Consider the following 17,949-nt stretch of genomic DNA (forward strand, 5'->3'; position numbering starts at 1 on the left):
TTTGTACATACATTTATGTAATTTCTTGATCGTCAGTAAGAACGGTAATGGCTGTAATTAAAGCGGTGGAGAATCACCATCCATTCTTTCTTTATTGTGCTTCATGGAGCACCCTGTCAATTAAACCATAATCTTTGGCTTCCGTTGCATTCATAAAGTTGTCTCTGTCTGTATCTCGTTCAATCTTCTCCAAGGGTTGGTCGGTCTGTTCAGATAGGATGTTGTTGATGTTATCCCGCAATCGAAGAATGCGTTTAGCACTAATGGCAATATCCGTCGCTTGGCCTTGTGCTCCGCCGAGAGGTTGGTGAATCATAATTTCGCTGTTTGGAAGGGCAAATCGTTTCCCTTTTGCACCCGTGGATAGTAAAAATGCACCCATTGATGCAGCCATGCCAACACATAGTGTAGATACATCGGCTTTAACTAAATGCATGGCATCATAAATGCCCATACCTGCTGTAATGGAACCACCAGGTGAATTAATGTACATATGAATGTCTTTTTCTGAGTCCATGGCATCCAAATAGAGAAGCTGTGCAATAACGGTGTTGGCTACCGAGTCTGTAATCTCCCCGGACACAAACAAGATTCGGTCTTGCACAGCCTGGAGTAAATGTCGTAGGTGCGTTCCCCGCGAGAGGATTGTTCGACAACATAAGGTATCAGATTCATAGTGATCACCCCTTTAGTATTCAAATTAGTATTCATAGTCAATGCGATAATTTTTTTCGAGATGAGACATCCTTTGTTCCATGATCTTTGGCTGAATGTAAATGATATTGCTGACATTATCGTCATCCTCATGGGTAGGAGAAGCGTTGCTTAAAGCTTTGATTCGTTCAATAACTTGCTCATTAATCTCGGCGGTATCCATTTCTTCTTCAGGGACGACTTGAATCGAAATGTGTTGATGTACGGTTGTCTTTGAGGTCATTAAGCTTACTACGATGGTCACTTCACCGCATAAAACCGCATCTTGCGTAAAGATTTCTATAATCACATCGTGGTAAGGAGTATCTATCGCATCCACCACAATATGTCCTTGAACGTTCTCGACCAGCCCATTCAGATTCTTGGAACGATATATGCCTTCTGGCAATTGGATCTTGATTTCAAGCGTCTGGGTTAGATCCTCTGGATGGAGCTGTATCCACAGATGATTCATGCCTTCTTCGTTTTCCATCTTGGACTTTGCTAACTGAATATCCGCCATTACAAATTTTCACCCCTTAGTGCTTGTGATACAGAATCGATGACTCTCTGTTTGACCTCCGCAGATATGCGAGGGCTGATCGTGATGATAACATCGTCTGTGATCCGGAGGGTTTCGTTTTCAATAATGCGACCGGATTCAACCAACGTGATTTGCTGGCTAATTTTCTCGATATCTTCCATAGAAAGTTGCTTTAAGGTTTCCTGAATGGAGGCCAGAGTCTCACCTGTTCTGGATAGGGTGATGATTGCGCGAAAATGATGAAGATGGTTATCCGTGTAAACCCTCTTGTTGCCCATTAATTTAAGCGGAGTTACCATTCCGATTTGGGTGTAGTACCTCACGGTTCGCAGATTTATACGCGGGTCATCTTGCTGGAGAATTTCAGCGACTTGTTTAGCTGTATAACTATTCATGACACACCTCCTATGACATTAAACTGTTTTTGTTACACTTGACTGTATTGTTTACAGTTTACTGTAACTATATTCATTTGTCAAAATAAAGAAGTAAGACATGCTCATCGCTACAGTTCATCGTATAATTGCAGGTGAGGAGATTCTCTTTTCAAACGAATGTACAATGAACGATGAAATGGGGGAGAGTATTGGGACAACGGGCAAATTTAGTCGTCGTTAGGAACAAATCTTATACGTTGTATTACAGTCATTGGTGTGCGAATACTCTGCCAGGAGATATATTCTGGGGAGAACAATATGCCCTTGCTTTTGTTGAGATGCAATTGGAAGTAGATGAGTCAGGATGGTTGAATGACGTTTGGGCAGAAGGCGGGACCATTCTTGATTTCGATCAAAAGAAACTTTTGTTATATGGTGGTGAGGACATCCTATATAACATTCCGTTAAGAAATCTGTATTTACGACTCATGAGGATCATTTGGCATGGATGGAGCATTCAATGGGCATATGAAGGGATAACTGATTTAGCAGCATATGTAGGTTATCCGAAGGAGAATGTGTTAACAGGTTATGAAGAGGAGGTTAATAATGGAAGTCTGGGACCTCCAGAAGAGAAGAGTTGGGTAGATACGGTAGCGAGTGTAAAGTTTACTGAGAATGAAATGCTTTTCTTCCCCTTATGTGGAGGAATTGAGGGATATTTATTTTACGGTCCTGAACTGATCAATACAATTGATCAATCCAATGGTTACAGAAACCTTCGTTTAGGAGAGTGGACGGAGCAGTTCCCTGTCGGGGGATTTCATATCGATCTCACGTCAAAGAAATTAGAATATTGGCATGCGAATGACATTCCAAACCTGTCCCATAAGGTTAAGTCCCGGTGGTCTGATTGGACCGTTGTTAATCATGCTGACAATTACGAATCACACGATCAGAGTTGTGACGGGCTGTTCACTTTTCCAGAAGTCCATTGTCAGCGGTTGTTGGAGGAATTAAGGAGTATTCTGCTTAGAGAAGCCTCAAATCCGCTGGACATGTTAGCAATGTTTGCTAAAAGGGAGACGGATGCAGGAAAACGTGTGGAAATTAATCCATACGCATTGAGAAATGATCGATATGAATTACCCAAGCAAGTGAGGGAAGAGATACTGGACGCTGCCTTAAATAAGCTATAGTAAAGATTGTGAACCGTTTGATCAGCATATATTTTATGCCTCAATCAATTGATCAGGCAAAGCAGGAATTCACAGGATTTCATGGGATTATTACATTACGTTCAACTATGTTGAGTTCGAATGGAGGTCACGGTATGCCAGTATCCATAGAGAAGGCAAGGGATTTTGTATATGCTAACGGTGTGCTTTGGGAGCAAGCGTTATTTAGTTATCTTTTTGAAGGCGGCTCGGTTGAACGACTGTATCAGTGCCTGCTCTGTTACAAAAATGCGGACGGCGGGTGGGGGCATGGTTTGGAACATGATATCAAATGCCCGGATTCGCATCCGCTTGCGCTGGAGTTTCTGCTGACCATGGGCAGGGATATGAATCTGTCACTGACCGATGTGTTGATTGGTACGGTGGATTGGGTTGAATGCAATCGAAATGAAGATGGCTCTTTGAAGAATCCTGATTCCTTACATAAGTACCCCCATGCTTCATGGTGGAGTAGTGGCGGGCAGTCCGCACCCGATTCAATTACAGGGAATTTGATGAAACAGGGGATTTGCTCCGCTTCCCTAGCTGCATCGACATCGAAGTGGGCGAAATCTAGCCTCTCGCTAGAGCACATTCAGGCCAATGATTGGCTGTTTATGGCGTACCACGCCCATGACTACTATCTCAATCTGGAAGATACGCCTGAGAATAGACCTCTTATAGAAGCAACAATCGACAATATTCTGAAATGTGCTCAAAACGCAACGGAGAAAAATCAGTTTTCTCTTTTTCAATTTGCGAACACACCCAACACCAGAGTTGCCCAAGCAGTGCCAAAGGATTTGCTGAATAAGTTGTTGAATGATCTAGAAACCTCGCAACGGGAAGACGGTGGCTGGAGTGATGAGCATGACTTGAAGCATTGGCAAGCGTATCATACGATTTTTACGTTATCGGTGCTGCGGAACTATGGCAGATTGTAGTTCGCTTTAATCAGACCTCAATTTTTGAATTGGGGTCTTTTTGCTTTATTTTTTCATCGGAAAAGCATTTAGGCCGTAACTCTATGGAAAATGAAGACGTCCTATTATAGAGGAATAAACGCCTAGGAGTAGATTGTCTACAAAGGGGGAATTGAAGTCATGCGGAAACCTATTCCGAGGTCCAGCCTGCGACTAATGTTGGGGAAAACATATTATACTTGGCGAAGGTATGCGAGATGGCTGGTTGACGGTACTACATTTGCAAAAACCTTCTCAGCTGAAATTCTCCCACATGTTGTATTTCATCATGAAACACCCACCCTTCGAAAGCTGAAGGACGTTGATATGTGGCTCCAGCATAACAAAGAAATCAATCTGTCGATCGCGATCGGGCGACTTAATGGACTTATCCTTCGACCGGGTGAAACGATGTCCTATTGGAAGCTGATCGGCAAAACGACAGCTCGCAAAGGTTATGTTCCTGGCATGATATTATTTTATGGTGGCTTCAAACCGGGGGTTGGCGGAGGGCTCTGTCAGCTCTCAAACCTTATTTATTGGATGACACTTCATACACCGCTTGCTGTTGTTGAGCGACATCGACATAGTTATGATGTTTTCCCGGACTCAAACCGCACACAACCGTTTGGCAGCGGGGCAACGTGTGCGTATAACTACCTGGATCTGATGATCTCCAATCCTACGTCAATATCATACCAGCTTCATCTGGAGTTGAAAGATCATGTGCTAAGAGGAGAATGGCGTGCAGAAGAGAAAGCCTTATATTCTTATGAAATCTACGAGAAACAGCACCGCATTGAACAACAGCATTGGGGAGGATATGTCAGAAGTAATGTGTTACATCGGCGTATTTTTAATCCAGAGGGAGAATGGATTGATGATGAATTCATCACTGCTAATAATGCCCTTATGATGTACTCTCCATTACTAACGGAATTCGCAAAAAGTAATTAGTAGTATGCTGCTCGTGACGAAGAGGGTAGTGTAATAGTTCTTTAACTTGTAATTTGACCGGATTCTAATCCGTTATACAGCACCAGCAGGTGATCCCTCTTGGAAGACCTGCTGGTTGTACCTCAATTAAGATTATGCGGTAACTCCACATGAACCCATTAATCTACAGCAAAATGTACCACTGCACTGTACAACATTTTGTTGCGAACAGGATCAAACGTAACTTGATGCTGAACTAGCTTTACACGTAGAAGAAGGGCTTTGTTCACGCCCATCCGTTCATCGATCGCTCGTTCCAATTCTTGAAAGTCATAAGCTTGAAGGCATTCAACCTTGTCCTTCATGATATCTAATGAAATTTCCATATGTGATATAGACCTCCACTTTATATGAATGTTAATAATGAGCTACCCGAGTTTCATTGTAGTTGAGCCTCTGTGGATCAGCAAGTGAAAACCAGTGAAGATGAATGTGATTATTTTATTTTAGATAAATTCATTTTGGGAGGAATGGTTCCGAGAAGTCTTGCGATTTTCGTAATTTGCCCTCGATGATGGAATTCATGGGTTGTGCAATGGGTGAAAAGCCATAATTCGCTTAATTCAGCGGTTTCACTCATCCAACTGGCTTGAATGTCTGCGTCCCAATTGTCTTTGAAATGATGAAGAAATTCATCTACTAGCAAATCTGTCTCTGTAAATAATGCACGCATTTCCAGTACATTTCTAATGGATTCTGGCTTTAGCTTGGGAATGGTTCGTCCAAGACCGCGAACACCTAGCCATATGCGATAACAATCTGAGACATGAACATGCAGGTTGCGGATGGATTCCCCACCTAATTTGTCGGCGGTTTGCAAGTATGATTCAGGGGACATCGTCTCACACATTCGGAAGAGGGATTCTCTTGTTCGTTTAATCATTTCATACTGACTCAGTAGTATATCCATTTCATTAATCTCCTTTATAAGCGAATAACAATTCGCTTTTTAATTAAAGACTAAATATGTCTATAATATCTCCAATATATATTAATGTCAAATGTTTTCATTTTTACAGGAGAAGTATGCTTCTTTAAGGGGTGTGATATAATTGAGCTACAGATGTTTGAATATTTTCAGGATAAAGAATTTTCCTAGTATGTATAGAGAGGTTTTGGATATGACGAAAGACAATTTTTGGCGTGAATTGCCACGACCATTTTTTATACTTGCGCCGATGGAAGATGTGACCGATGTGGTGTTTCGGCATGTCGTCAGTGAGGCGGGCAGACCGGATGTATTTTTTACAGAGTTTGCGAATACGGAAAGTTATTGTCACCCGGAGGGCAACAAAAGTGTGCGCGGACGGTTGACTTTTACCGAAGACGAACAGCCGATTGTGGCGCATATTTGGGGAGACAAGCCCGAGTTCTTCCGCGAGATGAGCATTGGCATGGCAAAGGAAGGGTTCAAGGGTATCGATATTAATATGGGCTGTCCTGTAGCCAATGTAGCGGAGAATGGCAAAGGAAGTGGCCTGATCTGCCGACCTGCCCTTGCTGCGGAGATTATTCAAGCGGCGAAAGCTGGAGGCTTACCGGTCAGCGTGAAAACAAGGTTGGGTTTCACCGAGGTCGATGAGTGGCGCGACTGGTTAACTCATATTTTGCAGCAAGACATCGTGAATCTGTCCATTCACCTGCGCACAAGAGAGGAAATGAGCAAGGTGGATGCCCACTGGGAACTGATTCCCGAGATCAAAAAACTGAGGGATGAGATCGCACCGAATACACTGCTAACCATTAATGGGGATATCCTCGACCGGGAAGCTGGCCTGAAATTGGCAGAGCAATACGGCGTGGACGGCATAATGATTGGACGGGGCATATTCCAGAATCCGTTTGCCTTTGAGAAGGAGCCGAGGGAGCACACGACGGAGGAGTTCCTTCATCTGCTGCGGCTGCATCTGGATCTGCATGATCAATACTCGGAGCTGGAACCTCGTTCGTTCAGTCCTTTGGCGCGTTTTTTTAAGATTTACGTTCGTGGATTCCGCGGTGCAAGTGAGCTGAGAGGTAACTTGATGAATGCTAAAACAACCGCTAAAGTACGTGAGTTGCTCGATGAGTTTGTAAGGAAGGAACAGATAGAGAAGGCGGAGGCGGAAGAAAAAAGTACTTGAAATCGCCCATAGTATACCCTTGTTGCTGGAAGTTGTAATTGAAGGTGGCACCTCCGGTGTCTCATAACAGGAGCATACTCGGAATGAAGAGTTATCCATTTCCAAATCGCTCAAGCGGGATGACCGCTTGGGCTTTTTTTAATATGCAGAAATAACGGCATAAAGGACAATTCTTTTTTATTTTCTGCTAAACAAAAAGACGTTACCGGAAGGGTCAAGCACATTGACCACGGATTCCAGTCCACGTCTTGCGCTTATTCTGGCAACATGCGGCTAAAGGTGTGTCTAGCCAGCAAATCGCTGAGTTGAAAATACTAAAGCCGAGTTGAAATATGAAAATAGTTATGACGAGGCCAGCATGTACCCGGCTCCCCGAATCGTAATAATTCTCTCCGGATGGAGAGGATCATCCTCTATTTTTTTACGCAGATTACTGATATGTACAGCGACTGTTCTCGTATCCTCTAGACTTTCCATACCCCAGACGAGATTGAACAACGTATCGACAGAGATAACCCGATTCACATGTTGTGCCATATACGAGAGGAGACTAAATTCTTTTTTGGATAAAAAGATCGGTTTATTGCCTATGTTGACGGACTGTGCATAGAAATCCAGTGTCATTCCTGATAACTCCAACAGTTGTTCACGTCTACTTGACGAGACTCTGCGAAGATGTGCCTTAATTTTGGCCATGAGTACGCCTGGACTAAACGGCTTGGTCACATAATCATCGCCGCCATCCGTTAATGCGCTGATCTTTACCTCATCTTCCTCATGGCTGCTCAGAAACAAGATCGGCGCATCGGTATAACCTCTTGCGTTCCTGCACCAGTCAATGCCGTTTTCGTTCGCCAGCATGACATCCAGCACAATCAAGTCCGGGTTAAATGTTGTAAGCTGCTGCATGGCTTCTGTCCCGGTATGGCTATAAAAAGAATTAAAACCTTCTCGTTCACAATACGCCTGAACAATCTCGCAAATATGGGGATCGTCATCGACGATCATAATTTTGTACGTGTCCTTCATGCGGTCACCTTCCTGCTTTTTGAATACAGTGGCATCGATATATAAAATATTGATCCCGTCTCGCCGTCGCTGTCTGCATGAACGCTTCCTCCGTGTGCTTGCACAATTTCTCTGCAAATCGCGAGTCCGAGTCCGCTGCCCTCTACTTTCATGTCCGTGCTTGGCCGATCATATCGGTAATTACGATCAAAGATTTGCTCAAGTTGATCCGGCGGAATACCCATACCAGAGTCTTGTACACTAATGATCACACAAGGGTCATCTTCTGTCTCGTCCACGGCTAGAGCAAGACATATCCTTCCGCCAGTAGAGGTGAACTTCATTGCGTTGGATACGAGATTAAACAATGCCTGCTCTAATCTTTGCTCATCCATTTTAATGATCGGAAAGTCAGAGTGGTGTTCTTCCCCTGTTCTGATGTCCAGTGTGAAATCCAATCCTGCATCAAGCACAACCAGCTCATATTGTTCAAAAAAACGATGTAAGAAGTCGGCTGCATGAACCGGCTCCATGTGATATTCTACTTGTCCTGTCTCCAGATGTGACAAGAAGGACAACTCACCGATCATATGATTAATCCGTATCGTGCTATCACGGATATACTTCAGGTACTGTTCATCGCGCTCCGGTTTCACCCTGTCTTTTACAGCTTCGACATAACCGAGCATGCTGGACAGCGGCAGTCGCAAATCATGCGTAATATAGGCGAGGAGCTTCTTCCTTCCATGCTCTGAGCGAAGTAACTGCTCATACGATGTACGCAGGTCTTCGTGAGCTGCCGATAGCGCAGATGTGCGTTCCTTCACGAGTTGCTCCAGATTGGTGTTCATACCGGTAAGCCTGTCATTCGCTTCCTGAAGCTCACGGGCAATCCGTACCTCGTTTGTTGCAGCCCTTGTGAATCTGGAAGAGAGTAGAATCAGCTGTGCAATCGTAAATATCAACAGACCTGCTGGTGAAGTATTTCCAATTGGCGACCACTCATTGAAATATAAAAAGTCGTTAATCACCGTTATTAAAGCAACCACCGATACGAGTAGGAAAACCAGGGCTCCCTCCAACCGCCGCTTGGCCGCCTTGGCCAGCCCAACCATTAGATATGCCATATGCAGAACAACGACCACACCAATCAGCATTAACAATTTGGTATAGATCAGTGCAGGCGTTACGATAACAACTAGGCATAGCAATCCCGTCGCGATTCGGCTGCCAAGACGGAACCAGGGCGAGACATAATTCGGGAAAATACATTCATAATACTTGGTAATGACATACCCACCAAGACAAAGAGTCAGATATTCCATTTTAAACTGCAATTCCCACGGGAAATCAGGAAAAAATTGTGTAAACATCAGCTCGCCGTTCAGCAAGGATCGGATGCCAAACAACAAGGTAAACAAACCAAAGTATAACGGCGCTCTGTCCTGACGACGGAGCAAGAACAACATTAGATTATATATGCCAATGACGAGCAGACTTGCCGTTATAAACATATCTGCGGCAACCTTCAGCTTAGTCTGGACCGTTAATACGTTACTGCCACCTAGTTCTATTTCCTTGGTGATACCGCCCCGATTATGATAGAAGTTGGATACTTGCATGACCAGTTCTACCGTGTCGCTCTTGGGCTCAAAGAACACCAGTCTTGTTGCCAGTTGCGGTGTCATGTCACTTTTGTCCTGACCAACCGTACCGGCTGCTGTAAGCAGTTCTCCATCTACCCATAGTTTATAAGCATGGAAAATGGTAGGTAGCCGCAGCGCAAGTCGCTCATTGCTGTCCTGCTCGCTAAGCTTAATGAGCAGACGAAAAGTGGCAAAGCCTTCTCCTGTAAGTTCTTGACCATCCAATCGGTAGCCTAACCATGATCCAGGGATATTGATATATCGGTCAGACAGCACACCCTTTTCGATCCGGTTCCGTATATCCTCAGGCGAAAGCAACTCATGCCAGTAAAATGTCCATTCCCCCTCTAACTTTACAGGATTCGTACGAATGTGATCCTGAGTTAAATCGAGTAGGCCTTTTTCGCTTCGAATGGGAGGGGATTCTGGTGCAGACATGATGGCGTAGCTTATGACCAAACCGATAACAACGACAAAAATGATGTGAAGCAAGATCGTACGAGAACTGACTCGCAGAATATCCCTGAACATGAAGTTGACCCCAATCTACAAAATTCGCTATAAATATTTGAATATCTTCATGATAGCATCAACAAAAGAAAATGTGTGAGTCATGGAGATAAAAACCTCCTTTCAGTGAAGTTAAATTTTTCTAATATACGTTTTGGAGAGCAGGAGGACTGGATTATTGAAGAATACTTGAATGAAGGTAGAAGCTTTTCAGGTGGGGTCAAGGAGAATAGACATGTATAAGCTCTCGGGGTTATTAGTTCGTCAGGCTGTGTTATAATCGAGATAATTTTCGCTCGGGTAGGCTTCCCGGCGGATAGAACGGGTTCAATCATAGGAGGAACTATGTCCTGGAGTAAATTAAAACAACAATTAGACAGTTTTCTTAGCCCCGCACTGGCTGGAACAGTAGCATATCGGGCGACCAGCTATCGCTTTTTGCCGGATAGATCGGGGAGCTGTTACCTGACTGTGGATCAGAAAAACATCCTCAATATGGTAGATACAACGACGCCCATTCAGTGGTATAAAAACGATCAGGAGATCAAAAATGATCCGAATATTGTCATTCCTGTAAGTCTTGAAGAGATCGAAGCCATTCGTAAAGAAACGAAAGGGGCTGTGCCGGAAGAACGACTTGAGATCATGGTGCGAGGTAGAAAAAGCACATCTCATGCGAAAGAGCTGTTGGCGGCTCAGACCGCGTTGAGCAAATCGAATTTCACTGCGGTAGCCACTACGTTTCTGGCCACTTCAATCGAGGACAATCTGGAGAGCAATGACATTCTGCTCAATATTTTGGCGCTGATCGACAGACGGGTGGGCAAAAAGCGGATTCTGAACATGTCGGATTCGATTAAAATGAAGCATTCTGCCGTGCAGTATTTTTACGAACTGCGCCGTAGGACGGTGTGAAATTTGAATATTACATGTTATACTAAGCTTATAAACAGCTTATAATGCAAAGAGAGCCGTGCTGTAACACGACTCTTTGCACAATAGCCGCTTTTAAGGGCGGTGGGCTTCAAACAAGAGGATACACGACCAAGTAGACCGCGACCTTTGCAAGGGGGGCGGTCTACTTGTGTTTATCGGACAGTAGCGCTACAACTAGCAAACCGAAGGTTAGCATTAGCATAATCGCTTCAAACACTGTCACAAGGCATCACCTCCCTTCCGGGAGATTAGCCGACCGCCCATATCAGCCTTTCCATTGCTACGTAATTATACCATAATACATATTTTCATAGGTGCACGATAATGGCAATAAAGGTAAAGACTAATGATTCCTTTTTGTATTCCTATTAGCCAGGAATCCAACAAAATTTGGATTTTTTATTGTAATTATGTACTACATATTGTTTTCATACTTCAAAAAAAGTTAGAATAAAATAAGAACATACGTTTTGTTCGGAGGTTGAACTTGTTAAGGGGTGAATACGTCCAATGATACAATTAACCAGACGGCAAGCCAGGCGGTTTTTATTGTTAAAGCATGGGTTATTGGGGGAGCATCAATATGTCGGAAAGTCAGGGGTCATGGAATTTACAAGACAGGTTGGTTGCCTTCAATATGATCCTATCGATATCTGTGGAAAAAATGCCGAGTTAGTATTGCAGTCACGCATTCGTGGATTTAGCAAGAACATGCTCGAAGAGTTATTGTATGAAGATCGATTACTGATGGATTATCCCGATAAGAATCTAGCTATAATCTCTATTGAGGACTGGCCTTATTTCGAACGGTACAGACAAGCGGCCAGACAGCATGCCGAAAGCTATCCCCAGATGGAGACGCTCACAAGGCAAGTACGGGATTATATACAGCAAGTTGGTCCGGTAAGTTCGAATGAATTAAATGCATTGCAACTAGAAGGAGATTTCACTTGGCGTTCAGCCATTCACTGGAGTAGTGGGAACAATGTTTCGCGCTCGGTGTTGGAGCAGATGTATTCGACAGGTGAACTGGTTATCCATCATAAAAAAGGAACACGTAAATATTATGATCTGGCTGAGAAGCACATACAATCTGATTTATTGCACGCTCCGGAACCGTTATTGAACGAATTAGATCATCACAAGTGGAGAGTATTGCGCCGAATCGGTGCGGTTGGTTTACTGTGGAATCGTGCATCCGATGCCTGGCTTAATATATGGGGGTTAAAGACAGAGCAGCGGAACAGGGCTTTTCATGAGCTATTGCTGGAGGATCGCATTATTGCTGTTGAGGTAGAACAAATCAAGGAACGTTTATACTGCCGGACAGAAGACTTACCTATGATTGAACACATACTGCAAAATCCGGAGTTACAAGAGCGTTGCGAATTAATTGCTCCACTGGATAATTTAATGTGGGATAGAAAGCTTATTTATGCATTGTTTGAGTTCGACTATAAATGGGAGATCTATACGCCAGCTCTCAAACGGAAATTTGGTTATTATGTGTTGCCCTTACTGTATGGAGACCGGTTCATTGGGAGAGCCGAGATTATCGTGGAACGGAAATCTGGAAGGCTTGTTGTTAAACATGTCTGGTACGAAAAAGGCATGCAGCCAACCGAAGAACTTGTAGCCGTGGTGAAGGAATGTTTCGAGCGGTTTGCAATATTCAATGACTGTGAGATGATTTCAATAGAGGGAAAAGACTAAAAACTAAACATCAAAATTGCAGAGCATACATGTGTTTGTTCCCCAGTTGTTATAGCTTGAAACTATAACCAGTCATACTTTTTTGGTATCTCTTCTAACCCCTCTCCGCGTGATATGATAATCATATACAACGAGGGGGTTATTTACATGACTGACAAGTTCCAGATCGTAGGCAGTTTATTGCGGCCGGAAGAGCTGCTGACATATAAAACACAGATTGAACACCGGGATGATATCCAGTATCCATTCTATGAAAACTTTCAAGGATACCAGCAATGTGAGACGAAAGCGATTGAACAAGTGATCCAAAAAGAGATCGAGAACGACTTGTCTGTTATCACGGACGGCGAATTTTCCAAATCGATGTGGCATCTCGACTTTGTGTGGGGATTTGGCGGAGTGGAGCGTTATATTGCGGATCATGGGTACTTTTTCCGGGATGTGGACGGCACTTCCAAATATGAAACACGCAAAGATATTGGACTACGTATCACAGGTGAACTAAGCGGCAAGAATCATCATTTCATTCAACTGTTCAAGCAGTTGCAAGAACAAGCGGGTGATCAACAGACTAAACTTTGCATTCCGTCACCATCCCATATTTTCGGTGAATTGTCCTGGTCGGACAACATTGGGGGTAAGGACGCAGTATACCAGAATACACAGGAACTGAAAGCGGGTCTGGTGAGTGCTTATACGGAATTTGTGCAGGAGTTTGCAGATGCGGGCGGTACGATTTTGCAGATGGATGACTGCCTGTGGGAGTTGTTTGCAGACGACAATCCGAACTCGCCGTTTACCGGAGAGCATATTAATCAAGAGGAAGTACAGGGCCTCGCCACGGAGTTTATTGATATCAACAATACGGTCATTGACTTCGGTCATAGCCTGGGTCTGAAAATGTGGACACATAACTGCCGCGGGAACTATGATTCCCGTAATATGGGCGGCGGATCGTATGTGAAGATTGCGAATCTGTTCTTGAAGCAATTGAAGTATGACCGTTTCTTCCTGGAGTGGGATGATGACCGCGCCGGTTCCATTGAAGCGCTGGAAGTGTTCAAAGACAGACCGGATACGGAAATTGTACTAGGATTGTTGTCCTCCAAAACAAGTACACTTGATGATGAGGAGCGCGTGGTTCGTCTACTGGACGAAGCCTCCAAGATCATTGATAAGGACAGGCTGCTACTGTCTCACCAATGCGGTTTTGCCTCCTGTGATGGCGGGAACGAATTGAGCGAAGCCCAGCAGTGGGCGAAGATTCACCAGGGGCAGCAGATTGCGAAGCAATACTGGGGAAGCTAATCCACATCATAAGATAGATATTTTCATGGGCGTGACATAGACATAGAGGATGCCTCGTAAATGGGGAGCGAGATTCAACCATACGTGATGCCTTTATACGGCGATCTTTTCCGAACACAATTCGGGAGAGGTCGTTTTTTATATTGGCGAATTCGTTGACTTGTGACGGTTATGTCCTCATTGTGATTCTTCTCACTTTCCTGACCTTACATCTGATCTACACTTAATGGCATGTAGATAGGGGGAAAATGGATGGCGATGCCACAGATCAAGGCGCAAATGCAGCAGTTAAGGTCGCAGTTAAAGCCACGCGACTATACCCAATATCCGTTCATCGTGATCTGGGAAGTGACCCGGGCATGTGCACTGAAATGTGTACATTGTCGGGCAGAGGCTCAGCATCGGGCCGATCCGCGTCAACTGACCACCGAACAGGGGAAAAGGCTGATTGATGATATCGCCGCTTTGGAGGAGCAGCCGTTATTTGTTTTCACGGGTGGTGATCCTTTAATGCGACCAGATCTGTTTGAACTGGCGGACTATGCGATCCGGGAGAAGGGGCTACCCGTATCCATGACACCCAGCGCCACCCCTAAAGTCACACAAGCGGCGATTACGCGAGCCAAAGAGGTTGGTTTATCCCGCTGGGCATTCAGTCTGGACGGGTCAACGGCCGAAATTCATGATCATTTTCGCGGAACTAGAGGTTCGTATGACATGACAATGAGAGGCATCACATTTTTGCAGGAAGCAGACATTCCGATTCAAATTAACACCACCGTTTCCCGTTATAATCTTCACGATCTGGAGGCGATCAGCCGTAAGGTGAAAGAGATGGGCGTTGTGCTGTGGAGTCTGTTTTTCCTCATTCCGACAGGCAGGGCTCAGGAGAAAGATATGATCACAGCGGAAGAGCATGAGCAAATCATGAAGTGGATGGTGCAACTTGCTCATGAGATGCCTTACGGCGTGAAATCAACGGAGGCGCCACACTACAGACGGGTCATGATGCAGCAACGGACAGCAACAGGAGCGAAACAGGGTTCAGAGCAGAACTTGAAGCAAATCTCAAAATCAAACTGGGGACAAAATGTAGAGCAGAACTCACGGCAGAATTTAGAGCAGACCTCGGGGCTGGCCTCGGTTTTCGCCAAACGCAAAGATATGCTGGGACGTGCACCGCAAGGAGTCAATGATGGAGATGGTTTTGTGTTCATCAGTCATACGGGGGACGTCTATCCTAGCGGTTTCTTGCCTGTGGTGTGCGGTAATGTGAAGGATGAGTCGCTGATTGAGGTGTACCGAAAGTCACCTGTGATGCAGACCTTGCGGGATAAGTCGAAATTGAACGGGAAATGTGGAGTCTGCGAGTACAAAACGATGTGCGGCGGCTCCAGAGCAAGAGCGTACGCAATGACGGGAGATTATATGGCCAGTGATCCTTCCTGTGCCTATACCCCGGTGGCGGTGCGTTAAAGTTTATATGGCGGGAAGTGTAGCATGGACAATCAACGGACGAAACAAGTTGTTATTGCTGGCGGTGGGATTACCGGATTGAGCGCAGCTTATTATATTGAACAGTTTTGCAGAGCGAATGAGATTACAGTAGAACTTATTATTGTTGAAAAAAATGATCGATTCGGTGGACATGTGCACACCGGTAAAAGGGAAGGATTTGTGATCGAACGGGGGCCCGATTCTTTTCTCGCACGGAAAACATCCATCATTGAGCTTATGCAGGAGCTCGGTATGGGTGAAGAACTCGTTGGTACGCGTCCAGGGGTGTCGCATAGCTACATCGCCTATCGGAATAAACTGCATCCGATTCCGGATGGTTTTATGCTCGGTGTGCCGACGAAGTGGAAACCCTTCGTAACAACTCGTTTATTGTCACTGCGGGGCAAGATGCGAGCGGCGGCGGATCTTGTGTTGCCGCGGCGGCCTGGCGGGGAGGATGAGTCGCTAGGGCATCTGTTGCGCAGACGACTCGGTGATGAAGTGCTGGAACAGATCGCTGAGCCGCTCTTGGCCGGTATATATGCTGGCAATGCAGACGGACTAAGTGTACAGGCGACCTTCCCGATGCTGCAAGAGACGGAACAGAAACATCGCAGCCTGATCGTGGGCATGTTGGGTATGAGAAAAAGCCGAGCTCCAAAGCAAGCTACCCAGCCGACAGCTCAACCGATAACCCATTCGGTAACCCGTTCAGTTTCCCAACCTGCTTCACAACCACCGGGCACGGCTGCAAGAAGTATGTTTATGAGTGCAAGTGGCGGTTTGGAGGGGGTGGTGACACAACTAGAGCAAGCTTTATCAACGAGAGCGCATTTGATTCGAAATACGGAAATCTCTCGTGTGACGAAGGCAGATCAGGAACAAGAGCAAACCAAAGATAAGAATAAGGGCTCAGGGCAAGAAAAAGATCGTGGGCGTTATAAGATTCATTTTAGCAATGGAACGATGCTTGCAGCAGATGCGGTAGTGATCGCAACTCCAGCGTATGCAGCAGCGGACATACTCGCACATGAGCAAGAGCCGATTGCAGAACGGCTGCGTTCCATCCCGTATGCTTCGGTGATGAACGTTGTGCTGGCTTATCGCAAGCAGGATGTGGGTGTTGATCTGAATGCAGCGGGCTTTGTTGTGCCACGTAAGGAAGAACGCAAAATTACGGCCTGTACCTGGACTTCGTCCAAGTGGGCACACACAGCGCCGGAAGGCCACATTCTTTTGCGAGCTTATGTGGGGAAATACGGTCGTGACCCCGTAAGTCATCAGCTGGCGGATGACGATATCATTGCCGAAGTACGCCGAGAATTACAGGAGACGATGGGTATCTCTGCAGAGCCTGTTTTTACAGAGATTAACCGATTACCGCTGTCCATGCCCCAATATCAAGTCGGGCATCTGAAACGAATCGCTGAGGTGGAGCAGATGCTTGAAGACGTTATGCCAGGGGTTTACGTTGGCGGCGGGGGATACCGAGGAATTGGCGTACCGGACTGTATCTCTCAAGGTAAGGCTATGGCGGAGAAAGTACTTGGCACATTGTTGGACACTAGATAAACATAAGAAGCGGCAGCCTGTCCCGAAATTCAGTCGGAAAGAGGCTACCGCTTTTTTTATAGTTAGGTGGTGCTATTGCCTGTGCTTGAATAATTCACTCCATAAATCAACTCACGTGATGAATCAATAGATCTACTATTCGGCTGCAGCCTGGTGTTCCAGCCATTCTTTTTTTAATATCGCATATTGATACGTGTTCTCGTATTTCGGCGTGCCATCTTCATTTTTCACAAAAGAAATAAACTCCAGGAACAGCCCTTCCCTGCGCATGCCCAGCTTCTCACACAGCTTCTGGGAACGGAAATTATCGTCTTCGACATAAGCGTAAATTCTCCGAATGTCCTGTTCCATAAACAGATGTTGCATGAAAGCACGAGCACCCTCACTGGCATATCCCTTTCCTTCAAACCTTCCATTGAAATTCCAGCCGATACTATACGTATCGGGATCCGATTTTGAATTGGATTCCGAACCTGAATCCGAACCTGATTCTGAATTTGGATCATGACCTTCTGTCATACCAAACAGCTCTCCAATGATTTCGTTACTGTCTTTCAAACACACAGCAATATGGGAGTCGTCCTTGCTTCTTTTTTCGACCTCTGCAACGGCGTCTTCTAGCGTTGTCAGCTGTTGATCCATAAAGCAGTTGACCCGCGGATTTGCAGTATATTCGAGTAACCCGGCAGCGTCCGATGCGGCAAAATTGCGTAAAATTAATCGATCAGTTTCAATCGTTTGCATAGATGATTCCTCCAATGATGATGGAGACAGATGAATGGCATCTGCTCCTTATTTCGTTTTTTGAATGGTGCAATAAGATGTTAGATCATGAAAAATTAAATAC

17 protein-coding genes and 1 pseudogene are annotated in these 17,949 nt (G+C 45.1%); 9 read left to right on the forward strand and 9 right to left on the reverse strand.

Annotation, left to right across the window (positions count from 1 at the left end; all coding sequences use genetic code 11):
* Positions 1-91 precede the first annotated feature (91 nt).
* From clpP to AC1VYS_RS04130, 3 genes and pseudogenes are all read right to left on the reverse strand, one after another.
* Positions 92-675: pseudogene (clpP, locus tag AC1VYS_RS04120) on the reverse strand (ATP-dependent Clp endopeptidase proteolytic subunit ClpP).
* 25 nt (positions 676-700) lie between these two features.
* Positions 701-1,216 carry a hypothetical protein gene (locus tag AC1VYS_RS04125; RefSeq protein WP_482913115.1) on the reverse strand — a complete coding sequence of 172 codons (516 nt, stop codon included), beginning with the start codon at positions 1,214-1,216 and terminating at the stop codon, positions 701-703.
* Complete coding sequence (locus AC1VYS_RS04130; RefSeq protein ID WP_482913116.1) at positions 1,216-1,632, reverse strand: MerR family transcriptional regulator; 417 nt, start codon at positions 1,630-1,632, stop codon at positions 1,216-1,218. The genes AC1VYS_RS04125 and AC1VYS_RS04130 overlap by 1 nt, the downstream gene beginning before the upstream one ends.
* Before the next feature lie 326 nt (positions 1,633-1,958).
* On the opposite strand from AC1VYS_RS04130, the gene AC1VYS_RS04135 reads away from it, so the two are divergent.
* From AC1VYS_RS04135 to AC1VYS_RS04145, 3 genes are all read left to right on the forward strand, one after another.
* Positions 1,959-2,813 carry a hypothetical protein gene (locus tag AC1VYS_RS04135; protein ID WP_482913117.1) on the forward strand — a complete coding sequence of 285 codons (855 nt, stop codon included), beginning with the start codon at positions 1,959-1,961 and terminating at the stop codon, positions 2,811-2,813.
* A gap of 134 nt (positions 2,814-2,947) precedes the next feature.
* Positions 2,948-3,775 (forward strand): hypothetical protein, encoded by an 828-nt coding sequence (locus AC1VYS_RS04140; protein ID WP_482913118.1) that lies wholly within the window; start codon positions 2,948-2,950, stop codon positions 3,773-3,775.
* Between the two features lie 159 nt (positions 3,776-3,934).
* On the forward strand, positions 3,935-4,750 hold the full coding sequence (locus AC1VYS_RS04145; protein ID WP_482913119.1) for a VanW family protein: 816 nt from the start codon (positions 3,935-3,937) through the stop codon (positions 4,748-4,750).
* 158 nt (positions 4,751-4,908) lie between these two features.
* Here the strand turns inward: AC1VYS_RS04145 and AC1VYS_RS04150 are convergent, their stop codons facing one another.
* Both AC1VYS_RS04150 and AC1VYS_RS04155 read right to left on the reverse strand, forming a co-directional pair.
* Positions 4,909-5,115, reverse strand: coding sequence for a DUF2536 family protein (locus tag AC1VYS_RS04150; protein ID WP_154960348.1), 207 nt, complete (start codon positions 5,113-5,115; stop codon positions 4,909-4,911).
* A 110-nt stretch (positions 5,116-5,225) separates the two neighbouring features.
* Positions 5,226-5,699: a DinB family protein gene (locus AC1VYS_RS04155; RefSeq protein ID WP_482913120.1), complete on the reverse strand. Its 474-nt coding sequence runs from the start codon at positions 5,697-5,699 to the stop codon at positions 5,226-5,228.
* 211 nt (positions 5,700-5,910) lie between these two features.
* Between AC1VYS_RS04155 and AC1VYS_RS04160 the strand changes: the two genes are divergently transcribed.
* Positions 5,911-6,912, forward strand: a complete 1,002-nt coding sequence (locus AC1VYS_RS04160; protein WP_482913121.1) for a tRNA dihydrouridine synthase — start codon at positions 5,911-5,913, stop codon at positions 6,910-6,912.
* A 342-nt stretch (positions 6,913-7,254) separates the two neighbouring features.
* On the opposite strand, the gene AC1VYS_RS04165 is transcribed toward AC1VYS_RS04160, so the two are convergent.
* Both AC1VYS_RS04165 and AC1VYS_RS04170 read right to left on the reverse strand, forming a co-directional pair.
* Positions 7,255-7,941, reverse strand: coding sequence for a response regulator transcription factor (locus AC1VYS_RS04165; protein ID WP_482913122.1), 687 nt, complete (start codon positions 7,939-7,941; stop codon positions 7,255-7,257).
* Positions 7,938-10,097 (reverse strand): ATP-binding protein, encoded by a 2,160-nt coding sequence (locus AC1VYS_RS04170; RefSeq protein ID WP_482913123.1) that lies wholly within the window; start codon positions 10,095-10,097, stop codon positions 7,938-7,940. The genes AC1VYS_RS04165 and AC1VYS_RS04170 overlap by 4 nt, the downstream gene beginning before the upstream one ends.
* A 324-nt stretch (positions 10,098-10,421) precedes the next feature.
* Here AC1VYS_RS04170 and AC1VYS_RS04175 point away from each other — a divergent pair, with 324 nt between their 5' ends.
* A complete protein-coding gene (locus tag AC1VYS_RS04175) occupies positions 10,422-10,991 on the forward strand; it encodes an SF0329 family protein (protein WP_482913124.1) in 570 nt (189 codons plus the stop codon).
* A gap of 163 nt (positions 10,992-11,154) precedes the next feature.
* Here AC1VYS_RS04175 and AC1VYS_RS04180 read toward each other — a convergent pair whose 3' ends face one another.
* The gene (locus AC1VYS_RS04180; protein WP_464681272.1) at positions 11,155-11,235 is read right to left on the reverse strand and encodes a putative holin-like toxin; all 81 of its coding nucleotides are present in this window, start codon (positions 11,233-11,235) and stop codon (positions 11,155-11,157) included.
* Between the two features lie 380 nt (positions 11,236-11,615).
* Between AC1VYS_RS04180 and AC1VYS_RS04185 the strand changes: the two genes are divergently transcribed.
* From AC1VYS_RS04185 to hemG, 4 genes are all read left to right on the forward strand, one after another.
* On the forward strand, positions 11,616-12,725 hold the full coding sequence (locus AC1VYS_RS04185; protein ID WP_482913125.1) for a winged helix-turn-helix domain-containing protein: 1,110 nt from the start codon (positions 11,616-11,618) through the stop codon (positions 12,723-12,725).
* Between the two features lie 147 nt (positions 12,726-12,872).
* Positions 12,873-14,033 (forward strand): cobalamin-independent methionine synthase II family protein, encoded by a 1,161-nt coding sequence (locus tag AC1VYS_RS04190; RefSeq protein WP_482913126.1) that lies wholly within the window; start codon positions 12,873-12,875, stop codon positions 14,031-14,033.
* Positions 14,034-14,291: 258 nt separating this feature from the next.
* Positions 14,292-15,509 carry a TIGR04053 family radical SAM/SPASM domain-containing protein gene (locus tag AC1VYS_RS04195; RefSeq protein WP_482914903.1) on the forward strand — a complete coding sequence of 406 codons (1,218 nt, stop codon included), beginning with the start codon at positions 14,292-14,294 and terminating at the stop codon, positions 15,507-15,509.
* A gap of 24 nt (positions 15,510-15,533) precedes the next feature.
* Positions 15,534-17,102, forward strand: coding sequence for a protoporphyrinogen oxidase (gene hemG / locus AC1VYS_RS04200; protein WP_482913127.1), 1,569 nt, complete (start codon positions 15,534-15,536; stop codon positions 17,100-17,102).
* A 135-nt stretch (positions 17,103-17,237) separates the two neighbouring features.
* On the opposite strand, the gene AC1VYS_RS04205 is transcribed toward hemG, so the two are convergent.
* Positions 17,238-17,846: a GNAT family N-acetyltransferase gene (locus tag AC1VYS_RS04205; protein ID WP_482913128.1), complete on the reverse strand. Its 609-nt coding sequence runs from the start codon at positions 17,844-17,846 to the stop codon at positions 17,238-17,240.
* Positions 17,847-17,949 lie beyond the last annotated feature (103 nt).

The organism is Paenibacillus sp. G34, assembly GCF_056856875.1.

What these genes read in the sequence shown, in the direction of transcription:
- AC1VYS_RS04195 (WP_482914903.1), top strand. Translation starts at nt 14,292, where the DNA reads ATGCCACAGATCAAGGCGCAAATGCAGCAGTTAAGGTCGCAGTTAAAG.
- AC1VYS_RS04175 (WP_482913124.1), top strand. Translation starts at nt 10,422, where the DNA reads ATGTCCTGGAGTAAATTAAAACAACAATTAGACAGTTTTCTTAGCCCC.
- hemG (WP_482913127.1), top strand. Translation starts at nt 15,534, where the DNA reads ATGGACAATCAACGGACGAAACAAGTTGTTATTGCTGGCGGTGGGATT.
- AC1VYS_RS04125 (WP_482913115.1), bottom strand. Translation starts at nt 1,216, where the DNA reads ATGGCGGATATTCAGTTAGCAAAGTCCAAGATGGAAAACGAAGAAGGC.
- AC1VYS_RS04170 (WP_482913123.1), bottom strand. Translation starts at nt 10,097, where the DNA reads ATGTTCAGGGATATTCTGCGAGTCAGTTCTCGTACGATCTTGCTTCAC.
- AC1VYS_RS04165 (WP_482913122.1), bottom strand. Translation starts at nt 7,941, where the DNA reads ATGAAGGACACGTACAAAATTATGATCGTCGATGACGATCCCCATATT.
- AC1VYS_RS04145 (WP_482913119.1), top strand. Translation starts at nt 3,935, where the DNA reads ATGCGGAAACCTATTCCGAGGTCCAGCCTGCGACTAATGTTGGGGAAA.
- AC1VYS_RS04140 (WP_482913118.1), top strand. Translation starts at nt 2,948, where the DNA reads ATGCCAGTATCCATAGAGAAGGCAAGGGATTTTGTATATGCTAACGGT.
- AC1VYS_RS04185 (WP_482913125.1), top strand. Translation starts at nt 11,616, where the DNA reads ATGGAATTTACAAGACAGGTTGGTTGCCTTCAATATGATCCTATCGAT.
- AC1VYS_RS04150 (WP_154960348.1), bottom strand. Translation starts at nt 5,115, where the DNA reads ATGGAAATTTCATTAGATATCATGAAGGACAAGGTTGAATGCCTTCAA.
- AC1VYS_RS04160 (WP_482913121.1), top strand. Translation starts at nt 5,911, where the DNA reads ATGACGAAAGACAATTTTTGGCGTGAATTGCCACGACCATTTTTTATA.
- AC1VYS_RS04130 (WP_482913116.1), bottom strand. Translation starts at nt 1,632, where the DNA reads ATGAATAGTTATACAGCTAAACAAGTCGCTGAAATTCTCCAGCAAGAT.
- AC1VYS_RS04205 (WP_482913128.1), bottom strand. Translation starts at nt 17,846, where the DNA reads ATGCAAACGATTGAAACTGATCGATTAATTTTACGCAATTTTGCCGCA.
- AC1VYS_RS04155 (WP_482913120.1), bottom strand. Translation starts at nt 5,699, where the DNA reads ATGGATATACTACTGAGTCAGTATGAAATGATTAAACGAACAAGAGAA.
- AC1VYS_RS04190 (WP_482913126.1), top strand. Translation starts at nt 12,873, where the DNA reads ATGACTGACAAGTTCCAGATCGTAGGCAGTTTATTGCGGCCGGAAGAG.